Raw genomic sequence first — 24,596 nt, forward strand, 5'->3', positions numbered from 1 at the left:
CGTCCCTGACAGAAATGGGGTCAACCCAGATGGCCCAAGCCCGACCCGCCCCCACCGACGCCGGCGGAGCCCAGGTCAAGTCGGCCGTCCGCACCGTTGAGCTGCTGGAATACTTCGCGGGCCGCCCCGGCATGCACAGCCTCGCCGAGGTGCAGGAGGCCGTGGGCTACCCCAAGAGCAGCCTCTACATGCTGCTGCGCACCCTGGTCGAGCTGGGCTGGGTCGAGACCGAGTCCACCGGCACCCGCTACGGCATCGGCGTCCGCGCGCTGCTGGTCGGCACCTCCTACATCGACGGCGACGAGGTCGTGGCCGCCGCCAGGACCACCCTGGACCGGCTCGCCGACGACACCACCGAGACCATCCACCTGGCCCGACTGGACGGCTCGGACGTCATCTACCTCGCCACCCGCCAGTCCCAGCACTACCTGCGGCCCTTCACCCGGGTCGGACGCCGACTGCCGGCCCACTCCACCTCCCTGGGCAAGGCCCTGCTCGCGACCTACTCCGACGAGGAGGTCCGCAAGCTGCTCCCGGCCCGCCTGGAACCGCTCACCGAGCACACCCACACCGACATCGACGCCCTGATCGAGGACCTGCACGCGATCCGCGAGCGCGGCTACGCCGTCGACGCCGAGGAGAACACCCTCGGCCTCCGCTGCTTCGGCATCGCCATCCCCTACCGCACCCCGGCCCGCGACGCCGTCAGCTGCTCCGTCCCAGTCGCCCGCCTCACTCCGGGCCGTGAGCAGATGATCCGCGACGCCCTCTTCGACGCCCGCGACCGGCTGACGCTGGCGACGCGGCACCTCTGACGGACGGGTGCACGTGAGTGGTGGGTTGTTCGCGCAGTTCCCCGCGCCCCTAACGGGCTGCAACTGAGCCAGTTGCAGTACTTGGGGGCGCGGGGAACTGCGCGAACAACCATCTACGGACGCAAGCTCCTCCGCACCACCGCAAGATCCTCTTCGGAGGCCAGTCCAGCATGGTAAAGCCGCAACTCCGTAGCCCCAGGAGGCGGCATGACCGCAGGGTCACCCCCCATCCCCGTCACCACAGTGAAGTTCGCCGCAAAGGTCCGCCCCGGCACATCAGGAAACACCGCCGGCGCCCCCGTGCACGGCATCACCAACCCGTCCGCGCCCCCCTCCCCCAGCAGCCACTCCGCCTCCACCCCCACGTTCGCACCCACCCGATGCGCCGCAGTGTCCGCATGCAGCAGCACCGAGAAGTCCGCCGCACCCACCGCGTCCCGCACCGCGCTCAAGCACGCCTGCTGCACAGCCCGAGCCCGCCCCTTCCGCCAGCGCAGCGTCACTGCCGCGAGGTCCGCGCCCAGCAGCTTCTCCACCCCTGACCACTCGTCAGCGAACTGCTCGACCCGCCCCGCCCACACCGGCGCCAACGCCCCCCGTACCGCCGCCGCCAGCTCCGTCGCGCCCGCCTCCGCATAGCCGGCTTCGCACACCTCGCAGAAGCAGAGCGACATCAGATACTGCGCCGCGCCGTCCAACCGCACGCCACCGATCTTGTCGTGCGCGTGCAGATGCGCCAGCCCGTACCACCCGCAGGACTCCAGCTCCGCCCCCACCGCGCCGGGCCGCGCCCCCGCCTCGCCGGCCAGGGTCGCGCAGTACTCGACCACCTCGGGGCGGGCGATGCACAGCGCCCAGGGGTAGCGGTCGCCGTACGCGTTCCGCACCGTACTGTCCGGGTTCTCTCCGCCCAAGCGCGAGTTGTGCGCCAGCACCACCCAGGTGGCGACCTCCAGCCCGGCCGCGGACAACCGCTCCGCGGCCTCGCCCCAGGCGTCCTCCGAGTCGACCCACCGCTGCCGGTGCGGCCGCAAGGTCCGACCGGCCCAAGTCTCTTCCGACGGCGGGTAGTAGACCGCCGCGTACGACGCCGTGACGATCCGGCTCCGCGGGTGACGCGGCGTCAGCGCCCGGGTGCTGTGGTATGCGGAGGCCAGGGTGACGCCGTCGACGCCCAGGTCGGCGATGCGGGCCGGGGCGTCCGGGTCGCCGAGGACGTCCCAGGGATAGAGGAAGGCGGAGCTGCGCATCGATGGACCCTTCTCAGTTGCCCGCGAGCAACGCGCGCCCACGAGCGATCAGTTCGGCCAGTTCCTTGACGTGCTGCGGCGCCGGGTCCGACAGCGGCGGGCGCACCCCGCCGACGTCCAGGCCCTCCAGCCGCACCCCCGCCTTGACCAGCGACACCGCGTACCCCCGCCCCTGGTTGCGCAGTTCCACCAGCGGTCGGTAGAAGCCGTCCAGCAGTGCGTTCACCACCGCGTCGTCACCGCCCAGCAGGGCCCGGTGGAAGGCGAGGGCGATGTCGGGGGCGAAGCAGTAGACGGCTGAGGAGTAGAGGGTGATGCCGATGCCGCGGTAGGCGAGGCCGGTGAGTTCCGCCGTGGGCAGGCCGTTGAAGAAGAGGAAGCGCCGGTCGGGGGCCTCGGTGCGCATCGCGCTGATGATGCGCTGCATCAGGTCGAGGTCGCCGCAGCCGTCCTTGATGCCGATCACCTGCGGCAGTCGGGCCAGGGCGACCACCGAGGACGGGGTCAGCACGGCGTTGTCGCGCTGATAGACGATCAGGTCGAGGTCGGTCGCCGCGGCGAGAGCGGCGAAGTGCCGCAGCAGTCCGTCCTGGTCGGCGCTGACCAGGTACGGAGGCAGCACCAGTAGGCCGTCCGCGCCGGCCCGGCGGGCCCGCGCGGCGAACTGCTTGGCCAGGGCGGTGCCATGGCCGACCCCGGCGACCACCGGTACCCGCCCGTCCACCGCCACGACGGTCGCGGCGACGACGGCCTCGTACTCGTCCAGGTCCAGCGCGTGGTACTCGCCGGTGCCGCAGGCCGCGAAGACCGCCCCCGCGCCCCCGGCGACACCAGTGCCGACATGGGCGCGAAGGACGTCGAGGTCGATCGAGCCGTCAGGGGCGAACGGGGTCACCGGGAAGAAGAGGAGTCCGTGCAGCCGGTCGGCGAGGGGCGGTACGGCGCGGTCCGGCATGTGTCGCTCTCCCTGATGGCTCTGCTGGGCTTGTTGACTGCATCATGCAGCGACTCCTAGGCTAGCCATATATGTGAATGCGATCCACATTCTTGTTCAATCTTCTCCTCTGGAGGCCAGATGCCCGCCCCGCACCATGTGCTCCTGACCGGCGCCGCCGGCGGCGTCGGCACCTTCCTCCGCGAGAGCCTCCCCGGCTACGGCTACAGCCTGCGCCTCAGCGACATCGCCCCGGTCCCCGGCGCGCCGGAGTCCCTCGCCGTGGACCTGCAGGACCGGGACGCAGTACGGGAGGCCGTCCGCGGCGTCGACGCCGTGGTCCACCTCGGCGGGCTCTCCCTGGAGAACACCTTCGACCGCATTCTCGCCGCCAACATCGAAGGCGCCTACAACCTCTACGAGGCCGTCCGTACCGAGGGCATCCGCCGGGTCGTCTTCGCCAGCAGCAACCACGCCATCGGCTTCACCCCCCGGCCCGAGCACCCCGAGGACCGCAAGCAGGACCTCCCCATCGACACCCCGTTCCGCCCCGACACCTTCTACGGCCTGTCCAAGTGCTTCGGCGAGTCGCTCGCCTCGCTCTACGCCGACAAGTACGGCGTGGAGACGGTCTCGATCCGGATCGGCTCCTGCTTCGCGGTCCCCGCCAACACCCGGATGCTGGAGACCTGGCTCAGCCCGGCCGACTGCGCCCGGCTGGTGCACGCGGCCCTCACCGCGCCCGATGTCGGCCACTCCGTCGTCTTCGGCACCAGCGCCAACACCCGCGGCTGGTGGGACCTGGCCCCGGCCCGCGCCCTCGGCTACGAACCGCAGGACGACTCCGAGGCGTACGCCGAAGCCGTCGTCGCCGAGCACGGCCCGCTGGTCCCGGGCACACCCGAGTACCGGTACCTCGGCGGCGCCTTCACCACGGTCCAACCCGATGGATTCCGACCGGTCAACTCCTGATTGCGGGGTTCTGCGGTTACGGTGGGTGCCGTAGGCGTCCGGATCGGACATCCGGCCATCGTGCGAGCCTTGGAGACCCCTGTGACCGCAGTCCTCACGCCCGGTGGCAACACGCCGCTGACCAGCACGCGCGTCAGCGTGGAGGTCGCCGCCGCGAAACTGCTGGACGTCTCCGCGCTGCTGCTCACCGCGGCCGGAAAGGTTCGTTCCGACAACGACTTCATCTTCTTCAACGCGCCCACCGGACCCGGCGTCAGCTACAGCCAGACCGGCATCGCCGTGGACACCGGCGGCGTGCCCGCCGAGATCGACAAGATCGTGATCACCGCCAGCCTGGACGACCAGCACGCCACCTTCGCCGGCACCGAGCCCACCGCGACCGTGAAGGACAGCACCAACGGCACCGTCCTGGCGACCTTCACCCCGCCGCGGCTCACCACCGAGACAGCGCTGATCGTGGTGGAGCTTTACCGGCGCGGCGCGGAGTGGAAGCTGCGCGCCGTCGGCCAGGGCTACGCCAGCGGCCTCGCGGGCATCGCCACCGACTTCGGCATCTCGGTCGAGGAGCCGTCAGCGGCCCCCGCCCAGCCCGAACCCGACGACTGGCACCTCGCCTCCCCGACCCCGGCACCCGCCCTGGCTGCCGTCGCGCCCGCTGCCCCCGCCGGACCGGCCAAGATCACCCTCGACAAGGGCCGGGTCTCCCTCACCAAGGGCAGCTCGGTCTCCCTGGTCAAGGACGGCAAGCCGTTCCTCTCCTCGGTCAAGATGGGCCTGGGCTGGGAGCCCGCCTACCGCGGCCGCAACGTCGACCTGGACGCCAGCGTCATCGCCTTCGACAGCCACCGCAAGGAGCTCGAGAAGATCTACTTCATGCACCTGGTCGGCTTCAACGGCGCCATCCAGCACATGGGCGACAACCTCACCGGCGCCGGCTCCGGCGACGACGAGGTCATCACCGTCCACCTGCAGAGCCTCCCCCCGCAGGTCACCGGCCTGGTCTTCACAGTCAACTCCTTCTCGGGCCAGAAGTTCACCGAAATCGCCAAGGCCTACTGCCGCCTCATCGACGCCAACACCAACGTCGAACTCGTCCGCTTCGACCTCACCCACGCCGAACCCCGCACCGGCGTCATGGTCTGCAAGCTCATCCGCATGAACACCGGCGAATGGGTCATGACCGCCCTCGAGGAGTACGCCGACGCCAAAAGCGCCCGCGGCATGGTCAAACCCGCTTCCAAGCTCCTCTGACCAGCCCATTCACCGTCCCGGCAATTGGGCAACAGCCTGTTTCCCAATTGTGCAGCAGGTCGCTGCACAATCATCCGGGCCGAGCCGGGTTCGAACATTCCCCTCACCCGTTTGGTGTTTGTAAAGTCGTCACATTGACGAGGTTCACGCATATGAGCGAGCAGGATCGTTTCGGCCATTCGGATGACCCAGTCGACCCGGATCATTGCCCTCATGACAGACGATCAGGTCAATCGACCGCTTGCGCCCATGTCCACCGAGGACCTCCCGGCTGGCTACACCGACTTGCTGCACGACATCAAGTCCGAGATCACCTCCGCCCGGATCCGGGCTCACCGCGCCGTCAACACCGAGCAGATCGAGCTGTACTGGCGCGTCGGTCGGCTGATCCTGGATCGCCAGGAGCAGGAAGGCTGGGGAACCCAGGTCATCAAGCGACTCTCGATCGACCTCTGCACGGCATATCCGAACCAGCGCGGGCTCTCGCCCCGCAGCCTCCGATACATGCAGAACTTCGCCAAAAGGTGGCCGAATGCAATTGGGCAGCAACCTGCTGCCCAATTGCCCTGGGGTCACATCATGATCCTGCTGGACAAGACCGGCACCCCCGCTGAGCTGGACTTCTACACCCGCTCCGCCGTGCAGCACGGCTGGTCCAGGGCCATGCTGCAGCACTGGATCGCCAGTGGCCTGCACCTCTCCCAGGGTGCTGCGCAGACCAACTTCGCCACGACCGTCATCCCCGAGCAGTCCGACGCTGTCCGCGAGCTGGTCAAGGACCCCTACCGGCTTGAGTTCCTCGGCCTCGACGGCGACCACGCCGAGCGCGACTTCGAGGACGCCCTCGTAGCCCGGCTCATCGAGTTCCTCACCGAACTGGGCGTCGGCTTCTCGTTCGTCGGTCGGCAGTACCGGGTGCTGGTCGGCGGGGAAGAGTTCCGCATCGACCTGCTCTTCTACCACTGCCGCTTGCACCGTTACGTCGTCTTCGAGCTGAAGACCAGGACGGCCCGCCCCGAACACGTCGGCAAACTCGGCTTCTACGTGGCCGTCGTGGACGACCTGGTCCGGGACAAGGAGCGGGACGACGAGACCATCGGCATCCTTCTCAGCGCAGGTCGAAACCACGCCGCCGTCGAGTACGCCCTGCAGAGCCACAACCGCCCGCTCGCCGTGAGCAGTTACGTCGGGCTGCCCCGGCAGGTGCGCGAGTTGCTCCCCAGCGGCGAGGACCTGGCCCGCGTGGCCCAGGGCGTCATGGAGCAGGGAGCCCAGCGGTGAACCCCGCCCCTCGCCATCGTTGAGCTGCGACAATGCGTCGCAGCTCAACGAACCGGAGGAAGCACCGATGGCCCAGACCGCCATACCGATCCGCACTACTGGCGACCATGACCTCGACGGCGTGACCGTCAAGTACGCCTGGGCCGTGACCGTGACCGGTATCAGGAACCCGGCCTATGCGTTCCAGGAGTTGGCGCGTCAGGCCCAGGCGGAGGGCGCGCACTGTGTCACCGGTGCACGCCTGGTGTTCGACGCGAGCCACCACGCTTGGTGTGCCTACGGGACCGGCGAGATCCTGGCGCGAGAGACAAGCCGGGAGACAAGTAGCCCGCCATTCGTCAGTTTTTGGTCGCCAGCGCCCGCAGGAAGAAGGCCAGGTTGGCCGGGCGTTCGGCCAGCCGCCGCATGAAGTAGCCGTACCACTCGCCTCCGTAGGGGAGGTAGATGCGCATGGTGGCGCCGGTGTCGACGAGGCGTTGCTGTTCGTCCGGGCGGATGCCGTAGAGCATCTGGTACTCGAAGGTGTCGAGTTTGCGGTTGCTCCACTGGGCCAGCTGGCCGGCGATGCGGATCATGCGGGGGTCGTGCGAGGCGACCATGGGGTAACCCTCGCCGCGCATCAGCTGCTTGAGGCAGCGGACGTAGGAGAGGTCGACCTCGCGCTTGGACTGGAACGCCACAGACACGGGCTCCTGGTAGGCGCCCTTGCAGAGGCGGACCCGGGAGCCGGGGCCGGCGAAGTCGGCGCAGTCGGCCTCGGTGCGGTGCAGGTAGGCCTGCAGCACCACGCCCAGCCAGGGGAAGTCCGCCCGCAGTTCGCGGGCGATGCCGAGGGTGGAGTCCGTGGTGGTGTGGTCCTCCATGTCGAGGGTGACCGTGGTGCCCGCGTCCGTCGCGGCGGCGCAGATGCGGCGGGCGTTGTCCAGGGCAACCCGCTCGCCGTCGGCGCCCAGGAACTGGCCGACGGCCGACAGCTTGACCGAGACCTCGGCGCGTTCGGCCAGGCCGGTCTCCTTGAGCGCGCCCAGCAGCCGCTCGTACGCGGCGGCGGTCTCCGCGGCCTGGGCCGCGTCGCGGGTGTCCTCGCCGAGGTGGTCCAGGGTGATCCGCCGGCCCGCGCCGACCAGTTCGTCGGTCACGGCCACGGCGTCGTCCAGCCCCTCGCCGGCGACGAAGCGCTCGACCAGGGCCCGGGTGGGCGGCAGTTGCTGCACCACCGCGCGGGCACGCGGGGACCGGGCAGCGGCGAGAAGGGGGGCACGGAGCATGACGACTCCAAGGAGAAAAGTGCGGCAGGGGAATGGATGGAGCGTCAGCCCATGTGCGGGTAGCGGAAGTCCGTCGGCGGGACGAAGGTCTCCTTGATGGAGCGGGTCGAGGTCCAGCGCAGCAGGTTCTGCGCCGCCCCCGCCTTGTCGTTGGTGCCGGAGGCCCGTCCGCCGCCGAAGGGCTGCTGGCCGACGACCGCGCCGGTGGGCTTGTCGTTGATGTAGAAGTTGCCCGCGGCGAAGCGCAGCTTCTCCATGGTCGCGGCGATGGCCGCCCGGTCCCGGGCGACGACCGCGCCGGTGAGGGCGTAGGAGGAGACCGAGTCGAGCTGCTCCAGCACCTCCTCGTACCGCTCGTCCGCGAACACGTGCACGGCCAGGACCGGGCCGAAGTACTCCTCGCGGAAGTACTCGGCCGCCGGGTCCTCGCAGACCAGCACGGTCGGGCGGACGAAGTAGCCGACCGAGTCGTCGTAGCCGCCGCCCGCGAGGATCTCGACCTTCGGATCGGCGGCGGCGCGGTCGATCGCGGCCTTGTTCTTGGCGAAGGAGCGGGCGTCGATGACGGCGCCCATGAAGTTGGCCAGGTCGGTGACGTCGCCCATGGTGAGCCGCTCCACCTCGTCCCTGAAGCCGTCCCGGATCTGCTCCCAGAGCGAGGCCGGGACATAGGCGCGGGACAGCGCCGAGCACTTCTGACCCTGGTACTCGAAGGCGCCGCGGGTCATCGCGGTCTTGAGCACCGCCGGGTCGGCGCTGGGGTGGGCGACCAGGAAGTCCTTGCCGCCGGTCTCGCCGACCAGGCGGGGGTAGCTGCGGTAGCCGCCGATGTTGGCGCCCACCGTGGCCCAGAGCTTCTGGAAGGTGGCGGTGGAGCCGGTGAAGTGAATCCCTGCCAGGTCACGGTGGGTCAGCGCGACCTCGGAGACGGCCAGCCCGTCGCCGGTGACCATGTTGATGACGCCGGCCGGCAGCCCGGCCTCCTCCAGCAGGTCCATCAGCAGGTGCGCGGAGAACTGCTGGGTCGGCGAGGGCTTCCACACCACGGTGTTGCCCATCAGCGCGGGCGCGGTGGGCAGGTTCCCGGCGATGGCGGTGAAGTTGAAGGGCGTGATCGCGTAGACGAAGCCCTCCAGCGGCCGGTGGTCGCTGCGGTTCCAGACGCCGGGCGAGGACTGCGGCTGCTCGGCCAGGATCTCCCGGGCGAAGTGGACGTTGAAGCGCCAGAAGTCGACCAGCTCGCAGGGGCTGTCGATCTCGGCCTGCTGGACGGTCTTGGACTGGCCCAGCATGGTGGCCGCGACGATGGTCTCCCGCCAGGGGCCGGCCAGCAGGTCGGCGGCCTTGAGGAAGATCGCGGCACGGTCGTCGAAGGAGAGCGCCCGCCAGGCGGGGGCGGCGGCAAGCGCGGCGTCGACGGCCTCCTGGGCGTCCTCGCGGGTGGCGTTGCGCAGGGTGCCGAGCACGGCGGCGTGGCAGTGCGGCTGGACCACGTCGACCGGCTCGCCGCGGCCGAGCCGGCGGACCCCGCCGACGGCCATGGTCAGCTCCACCGGGCCCTGCTCGCCGAGCCGCTTCAAGGCGGCCTCCAGCCGGGCCCGCTCGGGGCTGCCCGGCGCATAGCTGTGCACCGGCTCATTGACCGGCGCGGGAATCCGGGTCACAGCGTCCAACACGCGCGCTCTCCTCTTGTGCCAAGGGCTGGAGCGGGGTCTCTGCTCCTGTGCAGCACGCTAGGGCCCGGCAGCGGACCACCGATTTGGCCGAGCGGATAACATCTGGCCATGTGAGCTGGCCGATCGGACAAGAGGTGACCCAGTGCAGGAAGTCACGCAGGACGCCGACGGCATCTCGCTGCGCCAGCTGCTGATGTCCTTCGGTGAGCCGCTGGCCGAGCTCCAGTACGCCCCGGACCTGGACGCGCCGGTCACCGGGGTCGCCCTGCTCGACCCGGAGGACCCTCCCGCCGCCCGCCCAGGCGACCTGGTGCTGGCCCTGGGCGTGCGCGGCCGCTCCGCCCTCCCGGTGCTGCGCGCCGCCGCGCGGGACGGGGCGACGGCCGTCGCGGTGAAACCGGCGCCCGGCGCCCCGCCGGAGGCGCTGCGAACGGCGGCCGAGGACGCGGGCGTGGCCCTGCTCTCGGTCCATCCGGAGGCCCGCTGGGACCGGCTGGACGCCCTGGTCCGCGCCGCCCTCGCGGCGGGCAGGCCGCAGCAGACCCACGCCGACGCCCAGGAGGGCGACCTCTTCGGCCTGGCCCAGACCACGGCGGTGCTCACCGGCGGCATCGTCAGCATCGAGGACACCGCCAACCGGATCCTGGCCTACTCGCGCTCGGCCGATTCCGACGAGGCGGACGACCTGCGCCGGCTGACCATCCTCGGCTGGCAGGGGCCCGAGCCGTACCTGTCCAAGCTGCGTGAGTGGGGTGTGTTCCAGCGGCTGCGCACCCTGGACGCGGTGGTGTCCATCGACCCGCACCCCGAACTGGGCCTGCGCCGCCGCCTGGTGGTCGCGATCCGGTCCGGCGAACGGCAGCTGGGGACGATCTGGGTGCAGGAGGGATCGACCCCGCTGGCCGGGCGCGCCGACCAGGCGCTGCTGGGCGCGGCCCGGGTCGCGGCGCTGTACCTGGTCCGGCGCCGCAGCGAGGTCAGCGCCGACCTGCGGCTCACCCGCACCCTGCTGGCCGGACTGCTCGACGGGGCGACCGGGCCGCAGACCCTGGCCGGACACCTGGCCCTGGACGTCCGCCGTCCGGCCGCCGTCCTCGGCTTCACCCTGCCCGGCGGACCCGAGCCGGGCCGCAGCGAGACGCTCAATGTCATCTCGGTGCACGCCGCCGCCCGGCACCGCAACGCGCTGGTCGCCCCGGTCGGCGACCGGGTCTACGTGCTGCTGCCCGAACTCCCGCGCGGTGTCTCACCGGAGACCCTGCGCGGCTGGGCCCAGGAGATCGCCGACGCGGCCCGGCGGTATGCGGCGGAGCCGCTGCGCGGCGCCGTCGGCCGGGTCGTCCCCGACCTCCACGCGGTGCCGGAGTCCCGGGCCGAGGCCGACCGGGTGATGGACGCCATGGCGGCCGGACGGATCACCGCCGACATCGCGGCGCTGCCCGATGTCAGGGCCCAGGTGCTGCTGGGCGAACTGCTGGAACTGCTGGCCGCCAACCCCGAGGTCCGCGACCCCCGGCTGACCGCGCTGGTGGCCCACGACACGCTGCACAACGGCCGGTTGGCCGCCTCGGTGCTGGCCTGGCTGGACGGTCTCGGCGATGTCCGCGAGGCCGCCGCCGGGCTGCACATCCACCCCAACACCCTGCGCTACCGGGTCCGCAGGGCCCAACAGCTCACCGGGCTGGACCTGGGCAGCCCCGAGCAGCGGCTGCTGGCGATGCTCCAACTGCGACTGCCGACGTCCGAGTAGCCCCCGGACCAGCAGTGACGTTTCCGCATCGGACTGACGGACCGTCAATCAGGCTCCGGCAGCGGAGCGTTCTCTGAGCCACTGCTGCCACAGCTCCCGCCAGTCGTCGGCAGCGGCGTAGAGCGCCCGGTACCTGCGGACGCGTTCCTCCTCCGCCTCCCCCTCCCGGCGCGGCTCCATCTTCGCCTCCCACTGGCTCTGCCAGGCACGTTGGGCCAATTCACTGGGTACCTCACTGGCGAAGACGGTGAAGCGGATGCTCTCCTCGACGGCTGCCTCGGCGTCGTCGGTGCCGGGGAACCACTCGACCCGCCGGGCCAGCGTCGTCATCTGGTTGACCAGGGCCGTCACCGCCTCGGTCGCCTCGATCCGGTCCTCCCCCGCCAGTCGCATCTGCTGACGCACCGCCACCTCCCACAGCTGGCGACGGCTGGTCTCCCCCCTCGGGGTCCGCGGCTTGTGCCCGGCTTCCAGGCTCGCCTCCAGCTGCAGCGACTCCTGCACCGAGAAGTCGACCAGCCGGCGGTGCGCCTCCAGCCCCCGGGGCTGGGGCAGTTCGCGCTCGCTGATGTGCGGTTCGGGCGCGCCGCGCCGCTCGGTGATGGCCTGCAGCAGGCCCTGCCGTCCCAGCGCATAGGGCTGCAACTCCTCGACCGTGCGCAGGGCGACCCGCTCGGGGGCGACGCCGCGCGCGGTCAGCGTGATCAGCACCGGATCGCCGCCCCGCCCGCGCAGCGGACTCTCGGGGCCACCGACGGCGAATCTGGCGGCCCACAGCTTTCCCTCGACCCGTAGCCGGGCCCGCACCGGGATGCCGTCCACGGTGAACCAGGGCTCCGACTCCTCGGCCGGGGCCGTCCCCGCGCCCTCGTCGATCCCGGCGTGCGAGAACAGCCGGTCGCGCTCGTCCTCGATCACCTCCTGCAGCGGGTACAGGCTGAGCCCGTCCTGCTCCACCTGGGTCTGGACCGCGACATAGGGCCCGTCCGGATCGAACAGCGAACCGTGGCAGAGGACGACCACGGCGAGTCTGCCGTTGTGCTGCTCCCAGGAGGCCAGCGCGGGCGAGTCGAGCAGCGGCGCGATCGGGCCGTAGACCCGGAAGCTGCGTCTGCCGAGACTGCGCAGGTCCGCCTCGGCCAGCTCGCGCCAGATGTCACGCGGCCCCTCGGATCCGGAGCCGCTACCCCTGAGATGCACGCAGAATCCCCTTCTCGCCAGACATCCCTGACCCCAGCCTACGGATCGGCGACCCGGCCCGGCAGCGAGTTGACCGGCCCGGGCGCTCCGTCCTTCGCCCCCGGACCTGTCACACCGCGGTCCGGGCCGCCAGTCCGTCCAGCAGCAGCCGCAGCGCGAGTTCGAAGCCGCGCTCGTCCAGGCCGGACGGGCCGCCGCCCCGGGCCGACGCCGCTTCCAGGGACTCGGCCAGTGCGGCCACTTTCGTGCCGTTCTTCCTGCTCACCCTGGTCGCCCTGGTGGCCCGGCTGCGCAGCGGCTGGAAGCCGTCCGGAGAGGTCTCCTACGGCCGCTTCGGCACCCTGCTGAACGTCCTCGCGGTGCTCTGGACCGGCCTGGAGGTGGTCAACATCTGCTGGCCCCGCACCATCCTCGCCCCGGTCGGCGCGCCCTGGTACCAGGTCTGGGCCGCCCTGCTGGGCGTCGGCATCGTCAGCCTGGCCGGCCTCGGCTACCTGCCGGCCCGGCGCCCGGACCGGAGGATGCGCGACACGGCCACCGGCGGGGACCGCACCGACGAACTGGCCCCCGCCGTCCTCTGACAGTCCCGCCGACTCGCGCCGACTCCCGCCGACGCCCGCTACCGCTGCGAGCCCATCCGTGAACGCGCCTTGTACGCGGCCTTGCGGGCCTCCTTGGCGGTCGCCTTGTCCGGGTGCCGCTCGCCCACGGCCTCCAGCACGGCCGTGGTGTAGGGGTGTTCGATCCGCCACAGCTCGGCGAAGAGCTGGGCCGGCTGCTCCTCGGACGAGAGCTGCTCCAGGAACTCGGCGAACGCGCTCTCCTCCGGCCCCGCCTCGATCAGCTGCGCGGCCAGGGTGTCCACCATGGTCCAGAGCATCACCGGCCGCCCTGGCGGGTCGAAGTCCTCCACACCCCGTCCGGCCAGCCAGGTCGTCGCCAGCCCCGCCAGCTCGGGATCGCCCAGCACCTCGCGCAGCGCCGGCTCGGCGCCGTCGTCGAGGCTGTCCAGCGCCGTCGCGCAGAGAAGTCGGCGCATCGGGCCGGTCAGGTCGTTGCCACGGGCGGCCGCGAGCAGCTCCGCCGCCGCCGGCAGGGGTTCGCGGTCGACCAGCCACTCGGCGATCTCCTCCTCCGGCAGCACGTTCACCGCCTCGCAGATCCCCTCCAGCAGCTCGGCCGCGGTGCCCCGGGCCAGGTCCCCGATCAGCGGCGCCTCGTACCCCTCCTCCAGCAGCCACTGCCGGACCTGGTGCACACCCAGTGCGGTGAGCCTGGCCAGGCCGAACCGGGCCGCCTCGTCGTCGTCGACCTCCAGGTCCGGGTCGAACGGCGCCACCGGCTCAGCGTCCTCGTCACTCCCCGACTCGTCGAAGAGCGCCGGGTCGATCGGACGGTAGTCCAGGACGCCGATGTCGGCGAGGTCCTGCAACATGGGGTCAAGCGCGACCATCACGGCGGTGATGTCGCCGAGCATCTCCTCGGTGGGCTCCTCGCCGTCCGGCACCACCAGCAGCGCGGCCAGCACGCCCAGCGGGACGGTCTCCTCCGCCTCGGTCCCCGCGAAGGCCTTGGCCTCGTAGAGCACCTGCAGGGCGTCGTCCAGCAGCCCGGAGGCCTGTTCGCGCGCCGTCTCCAGGCGCTCGTACATGGCCTCGGACTCCTCCTCGTCCCTGCCCTCGGAGGCCTCCTCCAGCGCCGCCAGCTCATTGGGGTCCAGATCGGCCTCGACGACGACGTCCGCGATCGTGGTGGCGGCCAGCTGCCAGGCCTCCAGCACGGCCTCCGGGTCCTCGCCGGTCAGCGCGGTCAGCGCCGCGGTGGGACGGGCGGTGTCCGCGCCCTCCGAGTCCGGTTCGCCCAGCTCGACCAGGGCGAGGTCCAGGGCCAGGGTCCAGGCCCGGGCCACCGCGAGCACGCCCACGTCGCCCTCGCCGAGCCCGAGCTCGGCCGCGGCCAGCTCCTCCTGCTCCCGGCCCAGCTCACCGAACTCGTCCACCGGACGCCCGGACCCGACCCAGCCGGCCAGCCGGATCGCCTGCTCGAACAGCGGCACCCGGAGCGCCTCCGCCGCCAGCTCCTCGCGCGGCAGCAGCCGCACCGGCGGGACGATGATCAGCTCATCCTCCTCCTCGTCGAAGAGCTCCTCCCCGACCGCTCCGGACGCGCCGTAGAGCGTTTCCAGATCCAGGTCGGCCGGGAGTGAAACCCCTGCCGACGAACCACTCTTCTTCCGGCTGGGACCTGCCATGATCGGACGCTCGCTCTCGACGGGAGATGGGGCGACAGACTCGGTCCGCCCGCTCCGCTGAGCCTATCCGCAGCGACGGCCCGGAACACGGCAGAAGCTGCCGTCCCCCTCACCCCTTGGAGTGAACGGGACGGCAGCTTCAGGAAACACGCACGGACTCAGTCGGATTCGGACGGACTCAGACGTTGAAGCCGAGCGCCCGCAGCTGGTCGCGGCCGTCGTCGGTGATCTTGTCCGGGCCCCACGGCGGCATCCAGACCCAGTTGATCCGCAGATTCTGGACCAGTCCGTCGGTGGCGGTGCGGGCCTGGTCCTCGATGACATCGGTCAGCGGGCAGGCCGCCGAGGTCAGCGTCATGTCGATGGTGGCGACGTCGCTCTCGTCGATGTGGACGCCGTAGATCAGGCCCAGGTTGACGACATCGATGCCCAGTTCCGGGTCGACGACGTCCAGCAGGGCCTCCATCAGGTCGTCCACGGCGACGGTGCCGGCCGTGGTCCCGACGAAGGTGCTCTCCTCGACTGCCTCAGCAGGCGAGGTTTCGGTGTCGCTCATGCGCTCTCCTTGACGGGGGTCCCGGCCAGCGCCTGCGCGGTGGCGTCCTTCCAGGCCATCCAGCTGAGCAGGGCGCACTTGACGCGCGCCGGATACTTGGAGACCCCGGCGAACGCAATGGCGTCCTCCAGCAGCTCCTCGTCGCCCTCGGACTGGCCCTTGCTCTGCATCAGTTCCAGGAACGCCTCCTGGACCTGCTGCGCCTCCCCGATCTGCTTCCCGACCAGCAGGTCGTTCAGCACGGACGCGCTCGCCTGGCTGATCGAGCAGCCCTGCGATTCGTACGAGATGTCGGCGACGGTGCTGCCGTCCAGCCGCACCCGCAGGGTGATCTCGTCACCGCAGGTCGGATTGACATGGTGCACCTCGGCGTCGCCGTCCCGCAGGCCCTTGCCGTGGGGGTGCTTGTAGTGGTCCAGGATGATCTCCTGGTACATGGAGTCCATCTTCATCGCGTCGTCATCTCCTCTCTCAGCCGAAGAAGGCGCGGACCGTGTGCAGCCCCTCGATCAGGGCGTCCACCTCCGCCTCGGTGGAGTACAGATAGAACGACGCCCGCGTGGTCGCAGGAATTCCGTACCGCAGGCAGACCGGCCGGGCGCAGTGGTGGCCGACCCGGACCGCGATGCCCTGCTCGTCCAGCACCTGGCCGACATCGTGCGGGTGGATGTCGCCCAGGGTGAAGGAGATCGCCGCGCCCCGGCCCTCGGCCGTGTCCGGTCCGATGATCTTCAGGTCGGGGACCTCCTTGAGCCGACGCACCGCGTACTCGACGATCTCCCGCTCGTGCGCGGCGATGTTCTCCATGCCGATCGCGTTGAGGTAGTCGATCGCCGCGCCCAGGCCGATGGCCTGGGAGATCGGCGGGGTGCCGGCCTCGAACTTGTGCGGCGCCGGGGCGTAGGTGGACGAGCTCATCGACACGGTCTCGATCATCTCGCCGCCGCCCAGGAACGGCGGCAGGTCCTCCAGCAGCTCCTGGCGGCCCCAGAGCACGCCGATGCCGGTCGGCGCCAGCATCTTGTGCCCGGTGAAGGCGACGAAGTCGGCCTCCAGCGCCTGCACGTCCAGCGGCATGTGCGGAGCGGCCTGCGAGGCGTCGATGACGACCAGCGCGCCGACGTCCTGGGCGCGCCGGACGATCGCCTCGGCCGGGTTGATGGTGCCCAGGATGTTGGAGACCAGCACGAACGAGACGACCTTGGTCTTCTCGGTGATGATCTCGTCGATGTTGGAGAGGTCCAGCCGGCCGTCGTCGGTCAGCCCGAACCACTTCAGCTTGGCACCGGTGCGCTGCGACAGCAGCTGCCACGGCACGATGTTGGAGTGGTGCTCCATCTCCGTGATCACGATCTCGGAGTCCGCGTCCACCCGGTAGGGCTCGTCGGCCCAGCCCAGCATGTTGGCGACCAGGTTGAGCGACTCGGAGGCGTTCTTGGTGAAGATCACCTCGTCCCGGCTGGGCGCGTTGATGAAGGACGCGACCTTGTCACGGGCGCCCTCGTAGAGCGCCGTGGCCTCTTCGGCGAGCGTGTGCACGCCGCGGTGGACGTTGGCGTTGTGCTGCTCGTAGTAGGCGTTGATCGCGTCGAGCACCTGGCGGGGCTTCTGCGAGGTCGCCGCGCTGTCCAGGTAGACCAGCGGCTTTCCGTCGTGCAGCACCCGCTGCAGGATCGGGAAGTCCTTGCGGATGGCGTCGGTGTCCAGCGCGGACGCCGCGGCGCCGCCGGGGGCCACCAGGCCGGGACGAGGTGTATGGATCACGCTGCAGCGCCGCCCTTCGCGTACTTCTCGTAGCCCTCGTTCTCGAGCTCGTCGGCGAGCTCCGGGCCGCCGGACTTGACGATCTTGCCCGCCGCGAAGACATGCACGTAGTCGGGCTTGATGTAGCGCAGGATGCGCGTGTAGTGGGTGATCAGCAGGGTGCCGACCTCGCCGGTCGCGCGGACCCGGTTGACGCCCTCGGAGACCACGCGCAGGGCGTCGACGTCCAGGCCGGAGTCGGTCTCGTCCAGGATCGCGACCTTGGGCTTGAGCAGCTCCATCTGGAGGATCTCGTGGCGCTTCTTCTCGCCGCCGGAGAAGCCCTCGTTGACGTTGCGCTCGGCGAAGGACGGGTCCATCTGCAGGTCCGCCATGGCCGCCTTGACCTCCTTCACCCAGGTGCGGAGCTTGGGCGCCTCGCCGCGGACGGCGGTGGCGGAGGTGCGCAGGAAGTTGGAGATCGACACGCCGGGGATCTCGACCGGGTACTGCATGGCCAGGAAGAGGCCCGCGCGGGCGCGCTCGTCCACGGTCATCGCCAGCACGTCCTCGCCGTCCAGGGTCACCGTGCCACGGGTGATCGTGTACTTGGGGTGGCCGGCGATGGAGTAGGCGAGGGTGGTCTTGCCGGAGCCGTTGGGGCCCATGATGGCGTGGGTCTCGCCCTGCTTCACCGTCAGGTCGACGCCGCTGAGGATCTCGCGGGGGCCGTTCTCGGTCTCGACGGTGACGTGCAGGTCGTTGATTTCAAGGGTTGCCATGAGGCTCAGGACTCCTGGGTGACGGAGACGAGCACATCGTCCCCTTCGATCTTTACGGGGTACACGGGGACGGGCCGGGTGGCGGGCAGCCCGTTGGGCTTTCCGGTGCGCAGGTCGAAGCTCGACCCGTGCAGCCAGCACTCGATGGAGCAGTCCTCCACCTCGCCCTCGGAGAGCGAGACATTGGCGTGCGAGCAGATGTCGTTGATCGCGAACACCTCGCCCTCGGTGCGCACCAGCGAGACCGGAGTGTCGCCGACGGTGACCCGCTTGGGGGTGTCGGCCTCCAGCTCGCTCAGCGCGGCGACTCGAACGAAGCTCATCCGACCGACGCCTCCAGCTCGGCGTCGATCCGCTCGATCAGGCGCTCCTGCAGGTCGGGCAGGCCGATCTGCTGGACCAGCTCGGCGAAGAAGCCGCGGACCACCAGGCGACGGGCCTCGTCGGCCGGAATGCCGCGGGACTGCAGGTAGAACAGCTGCTCGTCGTCGAAGCGGCCGGTGGCCGAGGCGTGTCCGGCGCCGACGATCTCGCCGGTCTCGATCTCCAGGTTGGGGACCGAGTCGACCCGCGCGCCGTCGGTGAGGACCAGGTTGCGGTTGAGCTCGTAGGTGTCGGTGCCCTCGGCGGCGGCGCGGATCAGCACGTCGCCGATCCAGACCGCCCGCGCGTCCTTGCCCTGCAGCGCGCCCTTGTAGGCGACGTTGCTGCGGCAGTGCGGGGTGTCGTGGTCGATGAAGAGCCGGTGCTCCAGGTGCTGGCCGGCGTCGGCGAAGTAGAGCCCGTAGAGGTCGGCCTCGCCGCCGGGCGCGCCGTAGACCACCCGGGGGTGCAGCCGGACCAGGTCGCCGCCGAAGCTGACCACCACGGACTTGAACGAGGCGTCCCGGCCGACCAGCGCGGTGTGCTGGGCGACATGGACGGCGGTGTCGTCCCAGTCCTGGACCGAGACCACGGTGAGCTTGGCGCCGTCGCCGATCAGGTACTCGACATTGGCTGCCACTACGGCGTCGCCGGTGTGCTCGATGACGACCAGCGCCTCGGCGAACGCGCCGAGCTCGATCACCTGGTGGCCGTAGGCGGTGCCGCCCTGGCCGTGCACGCTGATCCGGATCGGCTCGGTCAGCACGGTGTCGCGCGGGACCGAGACCAGACCGGCCTTCTCGAAGCTGCTGAAGGCCTGGGCGGCGACCCGGTCGACCGGCTTCCCGGCCCTGCCGACCCGCGGGTCGGTGCGCTCCACCATCTCGACGACGACCCCGGCGGGGGCGCTGACGTCGACCTTGAGCGCCCCGTCGGTCGCCTCGGCGCTGCCGTCGTGCAGGCCGCGCAGCCGGTTCAGCGGGGTGAACCGCCAGTTCTCCTCGCGCCCGGTGGGCACGGCGAAGTCCGCGACGTCGTAGGAGTCGACGGCGTCCAGCCGGGCGTCGACCGGCTGGACGACGGCGACGGTGTCGCGGCCGGTGCCGGGACCGGCGAGCTGCGCGCCGGCCCCTGCCGTGCCGACCTCGATGGATCCCGCGGTGGTCGAGCCGCCAGGCGTGTTGGTGGCCTCAGCCATTACTAGTACTGCTCTCTCTCGAACTCGGATGGAAGCGACTGGGTGGGGGGTGGACCGGTCAGCCGACCGAGCCCTCCATCTGCAGCTCGATCAGCCGGTTGAGCTCCAGCGCGTACTCCATCGGGAGCTCCTTGGCGATCGGCTCGACGAAGCCGCGGACGATCATCGCCATCGCCTCGAACTCGGTCAGACCACGGCTCATCAGGTAGAACAGCTGGTCCTCGCTGACCTTGGAGACCGTCGCCTCGTGGCCCATCGACACGTCGTCCTCGCGGACGTCCACATAGGGGTAGGTGTCCGAGCGGGAGATGGTGTCCACCAGCAGCGCGTCACACAGGACGTTGGACTTGGCGCCCTTGGAGCCCTCGCCGATCTCGATCAGACCGCGGTAGGAGGTCCGGCCGCCGCCCCGGGCCACCGACTTGGAGACGATGTTGGAGGAGGTGTTCGGCGCCATGTGGACCATCTTGGCCCCGGCGTCCTGGTGCTGGCCGGCGCCCGCGAAGGCGATCGACAGGGTCTCGCCCTTGGCGTGCTCGCCCATCAGGTAGACGGCCGGGTACTTCATGGTGACCTTGGAGCCGATGTTGCCGTCGACCCACTCCATGGTCGCGCCCTCGTAGGCCACGGCCCGCTTGGTCACCAGGTTGTAGACGTTGTTCGACCAGTTCTGGATGGTCGTGTAGCGGCAGCGGCCGCCCTTCTTCACGATGATCTCGACCACGGCGCTGTGCAGCGAGTCCGAGGAGTAGATCGGGGCGGTGCAGCCCTCGACGTAGTGGACGTAGGCGTCCTCGTCGACGATGATCAGCGTCCGCTCGAACTGACCCATGTTCTCGGTGTTGATCCGGAAGTAGGCCTGCAGCGGGATGTCCACGCGCACGCCCTTCGGCACGTAGATGAACGAGCCGCCGGACCACACCGCGCTGTTCAGCGAGGCGAACTTGTTGTCGCCGACCGGGATGACCGTGCCGAAGTACTCCTGGAACAGCTCCGGGTGCTGCTTCAGCGCGGTGTCCGTGTCGAGGAAGATCACGCCCTGCTCCTCCAGGTCCTCGCGGATCTGGTGGTAGACGACCTCGGACTCGTACTGCGCCGCGACACCGGCGACCAGGCGCTGCTTCTCCGCCTCCGGGATGCCGAGCTTGTCGTAGGTGTTCTTGATGTCGGCGGGCAGGTCCTCCCAGGACTCCGCCTGCTTCTCGGTGGAGCGGACGAAGTACTTGATGTTGTCGAAGTCGATGCCGGAGAGGTCGGAACCCCAGGTCGGCATGGGCTTCTTGCCGAACAGCTTCAGACCCTTGAGGCGAAGGTTCAGCATCCACTCCGGCTCGGACTTCTTGGCCGAGATGTCGCGGACGACGGCCTCGGACAGACCGCGCTTGGCGGTAGCGCCTGCGGCGTCGGAGTCGGACCAGCCGAACTCGTAGGTGCCCAGGCCCTCAAGCTCCGGGTGAGCGGTGGTGGTCATACGGGGTTCCTCCCGGAGACTGGTGAACTGGTATCGGGCGAACTGGTATCGGTGGCAGAAAGTGTGTGGGCCGGGGTGGGCACGAAGGTCGTGCAGACCCCGTCGCCGTGGGCGATGGTGGCCAGCCGCTGCACATGCGTGCCCAGCAGCTGCGAGAAGACCTCGGTCTCGGCCTCGCAGAACTGCGGGAACTGCTCGGCGATGTGCGCGACCGGGCAGTGGTGCTGGCAGAGCTGCTCTCCGAGAGGGGCACGCCGCACCGTGGCAGCGTACCCGTCGGCGGAGAGCACCCCGGCGAGCTTCTCGGTGGGGGTGAGCCCGTCGCCTTCACCGAGCGCCTCGCGGTAGCGGTCCGCGTCCCGGGCCAGCCTGGCCCGGGCGAAGGCGGCCAGCGCGTCGCGTCCGGCGTCCCCGCCGCCCGCGGCCTCGGCGAGGAAGCGCAGGGCGTCGGCGGCGAGCTGGTCGTAGGCCTGGTAGAAGGCGTCCCGGCCGGAGTCGGTGAGCAGGAAGACCTTGGCGGGGCGGCCGCGGCCGCGGTGCCCGTACACCTTCTGCTCGCGGGCGGTGACCAGCCCGGCGGCGAGCAGGGAGTCCAGGTGGCGGCGGACGGCCGCCTGGGTGAGGCCGAGCCGCTCGGCGAGGTCCGCGGCGCTGCTGGGGCCGTGGTCCAGAATGGAGCGGGCCACCCGCTCCCGCGAGGAGATCGCGGAGGGCATGGCAACAGAGGCCGTCGCCTCAACGACTGCCTCGGATCCCTCCTCGCGCTCCCGCATGTATTTCACAACGCCATTGTTGCGTAATTCATTCCGCCGGAACAACTTCCTTCCAGCAGCATCCGCTGTCTGATCTATCACTAAGGATTGCCTAACCTGACCTGTGCATTCGGCACCGGGTTCGGTGCGCCCCCGGCCGCTTCGTAGACTCGTCGCCATGCAAACCACTGCTGCTGCCGTCGCGGTCACCGGCCTGGTCAAGCGGTACGGCGACAAAACGGCGGTGAACGGCCTCGATCTCACCGTGCCCCGGGGCGGCGTCACCGCCGTCCTCGGCCCCAACGGCGCGGGCAAGACCACCACCATCGAGACCTGCGAGGGCTACCGCCGCGCCGACGCCGGCACGGTACGGGTGCTCGGCCTGGACCCGGGCGACCCGGCGCAGGCCGCGCGGCTGCGCCCGCGCATCGGCGTCATGCTCCAGTCCGGCGGCATCTACCCCGGCGCGCGCGCCCTGGAAATGCTCCGGCACACGGCGAAACTGCACGCCCACCCGCTGGACGTGGACGAGCTGGCCGCCCGCCTCGGCCTGGACTCCTGCGGCCGCACCGCCTACCGCCGCCTCTCCGGCGGCCAGCAGCAGCGGCTCGCCCTGGCCCTGGCCGTGGTCGGCCGCCCGGAGCTGGTCTTCCTGGACGAGCCCACCGCCGGACTCGACCCGCACGCCCGCCGCGCCACCTGGGACCTGGTCGGGGACCTGCGCCGGGACGGCGTCACCGTGGTGCTGACCACCCATCACATGGACGAGGCCGAGCAGCTCGCCGACCGGATCGCCATCGTGGACGGCGGCAGGGTCATCGCTGAGGGCGCCCCGGAAGAGCTGTGCCACAGCGAGGCCGCCGACACGGTGCGCTTCCGCGCCCGCCCCGGGCTGGACCTGGGCAGCCTGCTCAAGGCCCTGCCGGACGGCACGGCAGTCGCCGAGTCCACCCCCGGCGCCTACCTGGTCGAGGGCGCGGTCAACCCCCAGCTGCTGGCCACCCTCACCAGCTGGTGCGCCCAGTCCGGGGTGATGCCCGAACAGCTGGCGGTGGGCCGCCGCACCCTCGAAGACGTCTTCCTCGAACTCACCGGACGGGACCTCCGCGCATGAGCGGCACCAGTTACGCCCCGCAGCCGGGCGCGGCCCCCCTGGGCCGGATGCTCCGGGCGCAGACCGGCCTGGAGACCAGGATGCTGCTGCGCAACGGCGAGCAGCTGCTGCTCACCGTGGTCATCCCCAGCGTGCTGCTGGTGCTGTTCAGCGCGGTGGACATCGTCACCACCACCGGCCCCGGGGCGCGGGTCGACTTCCTCGCGCCGGGGCTGCTCGCCCTGGCCGTGCTGTCGACGGCCTTCACCGGGCAGGCCATCGCCACCGGCTTCGAACGCCGCTACGGCGTGCTCAAGCGCCTGGGCGCCAGCCCGCTGCCGCGCTGGGCGCTGATGACCGCCAAGACCGGGAGCGTGCTGGTCACCGAGGTGCTGCAGGTCGCCCTGCTGTCGGCGATCGCGCTGCTGCTCGGCTGGCATCCGCACGGCGACCCCGCCGCCGTGCTGCTGCTCCTACTGCTGGGCACCGCCGCCTTCTCCGGCCTGGGCCTGCTGATGGCCGGCACGCTGCGGGCCGAGGCGACGCTGGCCGCCGCCAATCTGGTCTTCATCCTGCTGCTGCTGGCCGGCGGCGTGATCGTGCCACTGACGAAGTTCCCCGCAGCGGTGCGCCCGGTGCTGGAGGCCCTGCCGATCAGCGCCCTGTCGGACGGGCTGCGCGCGGTGCTGCAGCAGGGCTCGGCGATGCCCTGGGGCGATGTCGGCATCCTCGCCGCCTGGGCGGTCGTCGCGCTGGCAGCGGCGGCCCGGTTCTTCCGTTGGGAGTGAGACCTGGCAACTGCCGCGGCCTGCACGGTTCCTGGGTGGCTTGTAACAGCCGTGGCACAAAATCCGCGCCTGCCCGACCGATCGCTCCGCTTTTCCTCGGTAATTGCCGGTTTTTTGATGAATTGACAACACTCCAGGGAAAATTAAGCATGTGTGATGCTCCTGTGGGGGAAGGTGCATCCTCTCCGGTCGTCAACGGCCGCCCCCAGGGCGTCCCCACCTGTTCCAGGCTCGACCGGAAAGTAAGGGAAGACGTGTCCCACACTCGTCGTACCGCAACACTGCTGCGCATAGCCGGTACCGGCTCCGCAGCCCTCGCCCTGGGCCTCGGCGCCTCGGGCACCTCGTTCGCCCAGGGCCACGTCTGGAACGGCCACCGGGTCGGCTTCAGCGCCGGCCACGCGCAGCCCACCACCGTCGGCGCCGGCGGCGACTGCGCCATCTCCACCCCGGACTCGCTGGTGCCGACCGCCTCGGGCACCGTGCAGATCACCGTGTCCACCAGCGGCCAGGCCACCTGTGACGTCTCGCTGGCCTCCTACCTGACCGAGGGCGCCACCTGGGCCACCTCGGGCACCCAGACGCTGGTCGACGTCGCCCATGTCAGCGTGCAGCCGGGCCAGTCGGCGAAGCTCTCGGTGAAGGTCCCGGACGCCGGCTGCTTCGGCCAGATCGACCTCTACAAGGGGTCCAAGGTCTTCTCCGGCGACAACGCCCCGCACTACCCCCACGGCGTGTTCAACGGCGACAGCGGCCTGATCAAGTCCTGGAACGGCGGCAGCCAGCTCTGCTCGCCCACCCCCAGCACCTCGGCCTCGGCCAGCCCGTCGGACACTCCCAGCTCGGCGAGCCCGTCCGCGAGCGACTCGACCTCGGCCGTGCCGTCCGACAGCGCCTCCGCCTCGGCGAGCAGCTCGACCGGCACCGGCACGTCCGCCTCGGCCTCGGCGTCCTCCTCGGTCGAGGCCAGCTCGTCCGCCGGCGCGAGTGCGGCGGCCAGCGCCAGCGCCACCTCCAGCGGCGGCGGGCTCGCCGACACCGGCAGCAGCGGCACCGGCACCATCGCCGGCATCGCCGGCGCCCTGGTCGTCGCGGGCGGTGCGGCGGTCTTCGCACTGCGTCGCCGGGCTGCGGGCAACCACAGCTGATCCTCGGCACCGTTCGGAACTGCGGCCCGCACCGGTCCAACCGGTGCGGGCCGC

At 70.7% G+C, this 24,596-nt stretch carries 24 protein-coding genes; 9 read left to right on the forward strand and 15 right to left on the reverse strand.

What is annotated here, in order from left to right; translation table 11 throughout:
* Window positions 1–29 precede the first annotated feature (29 nt).
* Window positions 30–815 carry an IclR family transcriptional regulator gene (locus ABH941_RS14985; RefSeq protein ID WP_370129610.1) on the forward strand — a complete coding sequence of 262 codons (786 nt, stop codon included), beginning with the start codon at window positions 30–32 and terminating at the stop codon, window positions 813–815.
* A gap of 113 nt (window positions 816–928) precedes the next feature.
* Here the strand turns inward: ABH941_RS14985 and ABH941_RS14990 are convergent, their stop codons facing one another.
* Both ABH941_RS14990 and ABH941_RS14995 read right to left on the reverse strand, forming a co-directional pair.
* Window positions 929–2,065 (reverse strand): hypothetical protein, encoded by a 1,137-nt coding sequence (locus ABH941_RS14990; RefSeq protein ID WP_370129611.1) that lies wholly within the window; start codon window positions 2,063–2,065, stop codon window positions 929–931.
* A 13-nt stretch (window positions 2,066–2,078) separates the two neighbouring features.
* Window positions 2,079–3,020, reverse strand: a complete 942-nt coding sequence (locus tag ABH941_RS14995) for a 5-dehydro-4-deoxyglucarate dehydratase (RefSeq protein ID WP_370129612.1) — start codon at window positions 3,018–3,020, stop codon at window positions 2,079–2,081.
* 120 nt (window positions 3,021–3,140) lie between these two features.
* Here ABH941_RS14995 and ABH941_RS15000 point away from each other — a divergent pair, with 120 nt between their 5' ends.
* The 3 genes from ABH941_RS15000 (at window position 3,141) to ABH941_RS15010 (ending at window position 6,503) form a co-directional block, all read left to right on the forward strand.
* The gene (locus ABH941_RS15000; protein ID WP_370129613.1) at window positions 3,141–3,971 is read left to right on the forward strand and encodes an NAD-dependent epimerase/dehydratase family protein; all 831 of its coding nucleotides are present in this window, start codon (window positions 3,141–3,143) and stop codon (window positions 3,969–3,971) included.
* An 81-nt stretch (window positions 3,972–4,052) separates the two neighbouring features.
* Window positions 4,053–5,222 carry a TerD family protein gene (locus tag ABH941_RS15005; protein WP_370129615.1) on the forward strand — a complete coding sequence of 390 codons (1,170 nt, stop codon included), beginning with the start codon at window positions 4,053–4,055 and terminating at the stop codon, window positions 5,220–5,222.
* A 213-nt stretch (window positions 5,223–5,435) separates the two neighbouring features.
* A complete protein-coding gene (locus tag ABH941_RS15010) occupies window positions 5,436–6,503 on the forward strand; it encodes a YhcG family protein (RefSeq protein WP_370129617.1) in 1,068 nt (355 codons plus the stop codon).
* 338 nt (window positions 6,504–6,841) lie between these two features.
* Here ABH941_RS15010 and ABH941_RS15015 read toward each other — a convergent pair whose 3' ends face one another.
* Window positions 6,842–7,771: a proline dehydrogenase family protein gene (locus ABH941_RS15015; RefSeq protein WP_370129618.1), complete on the reverse strand. Its 930-nt coding sequence runs from the start codon at window positions 7,769–7,771 to the stop codon at window positions 6,842–6,844.
* Window positions 7,772–7,815: 44 nt separating this feature from the next.
* The gene (gene pruA, locus ABH941_RS15020; RefSeq protein ID WP_370129832.1) at window positions 7,816–9,444 is read right to left on the reverse strand and encodes an L-glutamate gamma-semialdehyde dehydrogenase; all 1,629 of its coding nucleotides are present in this window, start codon (window positions 9,442–9,444) and stop codon (window positions 7,816–7,818) included.
* 145 nt (window positions 9,445–9,589) lie between these two features.
* Between pruA and ABH941_RS15025 the strand changes: the two genes are divergently transcribed.
* Entirely contained in the window at window positions 9,590–11,197 is a 1,608-nt protein-coding gene (locus tag ABH941_RS15025) for a PucR family transcriptional regulator (protein WP_370129619.1), read from the forward strand.
* 48 nt (window positions 11,198–11,245) lie between these two features.
* Here the strand turns inward: ABH941_RS15025 and ABH941_RS15030 are convergent, their stop codons facing one another.
* Both ABH941_RS15030 and ABH941_RS15035 read right to left on the reverse strand, forming a co-directional pair.
* A complete protein-coding gene (locus ABH941_RS15030) occupies window positions 11,246–12,397 on the reverse strand; it encodes a hypothetical protein (protein ID WP_370129620.1) in 1,152 nt (383 codons plus the stop codon).
* Window positions 12,398–12,506: 109 nt separating this feature from the next.
* Window positions 12,507–12,638, reverse strand: a complete 132-nt coding sequence (locus ABH941_RS15035; protein WP_370129622.1) for a hypothetical protein — start codon at window positions 12,636–12,638, stop codon at window positions 12,507–12,509.
* Between the two features lie 4 nt (window positions 12,639–12,642).
* Here ABH941_RS15035 and ABH941_RS15040 point away from each other — a divergent pair, with 4 nt between their 5' ends.
* Window positions 12,643–12,978 carry a hypothetical protein gene (locus tag ABH941_RS15040; RefSeq protein ID WP_370129624.1) on the forward strand — a complete coding sequence of 112 codons (336 nt, stop codon included), beginning with the start codon at window positions 12,643–12,645 and terminating at the stop codon, window positions 12,976–12,978.
* 38 nt (window positions 12,979–13,016) lie between these two features.
* On the opposite strand, the gene ABH941_RS15045 is transcribed toward ABH941_RS15040, so the two are convergent.
* The 9 genes from ABH941_RS15045 to ABH941_RS15085 form a co-directional block, all read right to left on the reverse strand.
* Window positions 13,017–14,648 carry a hypothetical protein gene (locus ABH941_RS15045; protein WP_370129626.1) on the reverse strand — a complete coding sequence of 544 codons (1,632 nt, stop codon included), beginning with the start codon at window positions 14,646–14,648 and terminating at the stop codon, window positions 13,017–13,019.
* A 178-nt stretch (window positions 14,649–14,826) separates the two neighbouring features.
* Entirely contained in the window at window positions 14,827–15,204 is a 378-nt protein-coding gene (locus tag ABH941_RS15050; protein WP_370129628.1) for a metal-sulfur cluster assembly factor, read from the reverse strand.
* Complete coding sequence (gene sufU / locus ABH941_RS15055) at window positions 15,201–15,656, reverse strand: Fe-S cluster assembly sulfur transfer protein SufU (protein WP_370129630.1); 456 nt, start codon at window positions 15,654–15,656, stop codon at window positions 15,201–15,203. Before sufU ends, ABH941_RS15050 begins: the two co-directional genes overlap by 4 nt.
* 19 nt (window positions 15,657–15,675) lie before the next feature.
* The gene (locus ABH941_RS15060; RefSeq protein ID WP_370129833.1) at window positions 15,676–16,911 is read right to left on the reverse strand and encodes a cysteine desulfurase; all 1,236 of its coding nucleotides are present in this window, start codon (window positions 16,909–16,911) and stop codon (window positions 15,676–15,678) included.
* Between the two features lie 53 nt (window positions 16,912–16,964).
* On the reverse strand, window positions 16,965–17,729 hold the full coding sequence (gene sufC / locus ABH941_RS15065) for a Fe-S cluster assembly ATPase SufC (RefSeq protein WP_133999641.1): 765 nt from the start codon (window positions 17,727–17,729) through the stop codon (window positions 16,965–16,967).
* Between the two features lie 5 nt (window positions 17,730–17,734).
* Entirely contained in the window at window positions 17,735–18,052 is a 318-nt protein-coding gene (locus ABH941_RS15070; protein WP_133999645.1) for a non-heme iron oxygenase ferredoxin subunit, read from the reverse strand.
* Window positions 18,049–19,290, reverse strand: a complete 1,242-nt coding sequence (gene sufD, locus ABH941_RS15075) for a Fe-S cluster assembly protein SufD (RefSeq protein WP_370129633.1) — start codon at window positions 19,288–19,290, stop codon at window positions 18,049–18,051. Before sufD ends, ABH941_RS15070 begins: the two co-directional genes overlap by 4 nt.
* A 58-nt stretch (window positions 19,291–19,348) precedes the next feature.
* Entirely contained in the window at window positions 19,349–20,761 is a 1,413-nt protein-coding gene (gene sufB, locus ABH941_RS15080) for a Fe-S cluster assembly protein SufB (protein WP_133999652.1), read from the reverse strand.
* Window positions 20,758–21,534 (reverse strand): helix-turn-helix transcriptional regulator, encoded by a 777-nt coding sequence (locus ABH941_RS15085; RefSeq protein WP_370129835.1) that lies wholly within the window; start codon window positions 21,532–21,534, stop codon window positions 20,758–20,760. Before ABH941_RS15085 ends, sufB begins: the two co-directional genes overlap by 4 nt.
* A gap of 157 nt (window positions 21,535–21,691) precedes the next feature.
* On the opposite strand from ABH941_RS15085, the gene ABH941_RS15090 reads away from it, so the two are divergent.
* The 3 genes from ABH941_RS15090 to ABH941_RS15100 all read left to right on the forward strand — a co-directional run bounded on the left by ABH941_RS15090 (window position 21,692) and on the right by ABH941_RS15100 (window position 24,542).
* Window positions 21,692–22,627: an ABC transporter ATP-binding protein gene (locus ABH941_RS15090; RefSeq protein WP_370129635.1), complete on the forward strand. Its 936-nt coding sequence runs from the start codon at window positions 21,692–21,694 to the stop codon at window positions 22,625–22,627.
* Window positions 22,624–23,394 carry an ABC transporter permease gene (locus tag ABH941_RS15095; RefSeq protein WP_370129637.1) on the forward strand — a complete coding sequence of 257 codons (771 nt, stop codon included), beginning with the start codon at window positions 22,624–22,626 and terminating at the stop codon, window positions 23,392–23,394. The genes ABH941_RS15090 and ABH941_RS15095 overlap by 4 nt, the downstream gene beginning before the upstream one ends.
* Before the next feature lie 254 nt (window positions 23,395–23,648).
* Window positions 23,649–24,542, forward strand: a complete 894-nt coding sequence (locus ABH941_RS15100; protein WP_370129640.1) for a hypothetical protein — start codon at window positions 23,649–23,651, stop codon at window positions 24,540–24,542.
* Window positions 24,543–24,596 lie beyond the last annotated feature (54 nt).

This window comes from Streptacidiphilus sp. EB103A, from assembly GCF_041261405.1.
Classification (GTDB): domain Bacteria; phylum Actinomycetota; class Actinomycetes; order Streptomycetales; family Streptomycetaceae; genus Streptacidiphilus.

Bases quoted from the DNA above. Each gene is read 5' to 3' on its own strand.
- ABH941_RS15000 (WP_370129613.1), top strand. From the start codon at position 3,141: ATGCCCGCCCCGCACCATGTGCTCCTGACCGGCGCCGCCGGCGGCGTC.
- sufB (WP_133999652.1), bottom strand. From the start codon at position 20,761: ATGACCACCACCGCTCACCCGGAGCTTGAGGGCCTGGGCACCTACGAG.
- sufU (WP_370129630.1), bottom strand. From the start codon at position 15,656: ATGAAGATGGACTCCATGTACCAGGAGATCATCCTGGACCACTACAAG.
- sufC (WP_133999641.1), bottom strand. From the start codon at position 17,729: ATGGCAACCCTTGAAATCAACGACCTGCACGTCACCGTCGAGACCGAG.
- ABH941_RS15070 (WP_133999645.1), bottom strand. From the start codon at position 18,052: ATGAGCTTCGTTCGAGTCGCCGCGCTGAGCGAGCTGGAGGCCGACACC.
- ABH941_RS15090 (WP_370129635.1), top strand. From the start codon at position 21,692: ATGCAAACCACTGCTGCTGCCGTCGCGGTCACCGGCCTGGTCAAGCGG.
- ABH941_RS15095 (WP_370129637.1), top strand. From the start codon at position 22,624: ATGAGCGGCACCAGTTACGCCCCGCAGCCGGGCGCGGCCCCCCTGGGC.
- ABH941_RS15085 (WP_370129835.1), bottom strand. From the start codon at position 21,534: ATGCGGGAGCGCGAGGAGGGATCCGAGGCAGTCGTTGAGGCGACGGCC.
- ABH941_RS15010 (WP_370129617.1), top strand. From the start codon at position 5,436: ATGACAGACGATCAGGTCAATCGACCGCTTGCGCCCATGTCCACCGAG.
- ABH941_RS15045 (WP_370129626.1), bottom strand. From the start codon at position 14,648: ATGGCAGGTCCCAGCCGGAAGAAGAGTGGTTCGTCGGCAGGGGTTTCA.
- ABH941_RS15015 (WP_370129618.1), bottom strand. From the start codon at position 7,771: ATGCTCCGTGCCCCCCTTCTCGCCGCTGCCCGGTCCCCGCGTGCCCGC.
- ABH941_RS15050 (WP_370129628.1), bottom strand. From the start codon at position 15,204: ATGAGCGACACCGAAACCTCGCCTGCTGAGGCAGTCGAGGAGAGCACC.
- ABH941_RS14990 (WP_370129611.1), bottom strand. From the start codon at position 2,065: ATGCGCAGCTCCGCCTTCCTCTATCCCTGGGACGTCCTCGGCGACCCG.
- ABH941_RS14995 (WP_370129612.1), bottom strand. From the start codon at position 3,020: ATGCCGGACCGCGCCGTACCGCCCCTCGCCGACCGGCTGCACGGACTC.
- ABH941_RS14985 (WP_370129610.1), top strand. From the start codon at position 30: ATGGCCCAAGCCCGACCCGCCCCCACCGACGCCGGCGGAGCCCAGGTC.
- sufD (WP_370129633.1), bottom strand. From the start codon at position 19,290: ATGGCTGAGGCCACCAACACGCCTGGCGGCTCGACCACCGCGGGATCC.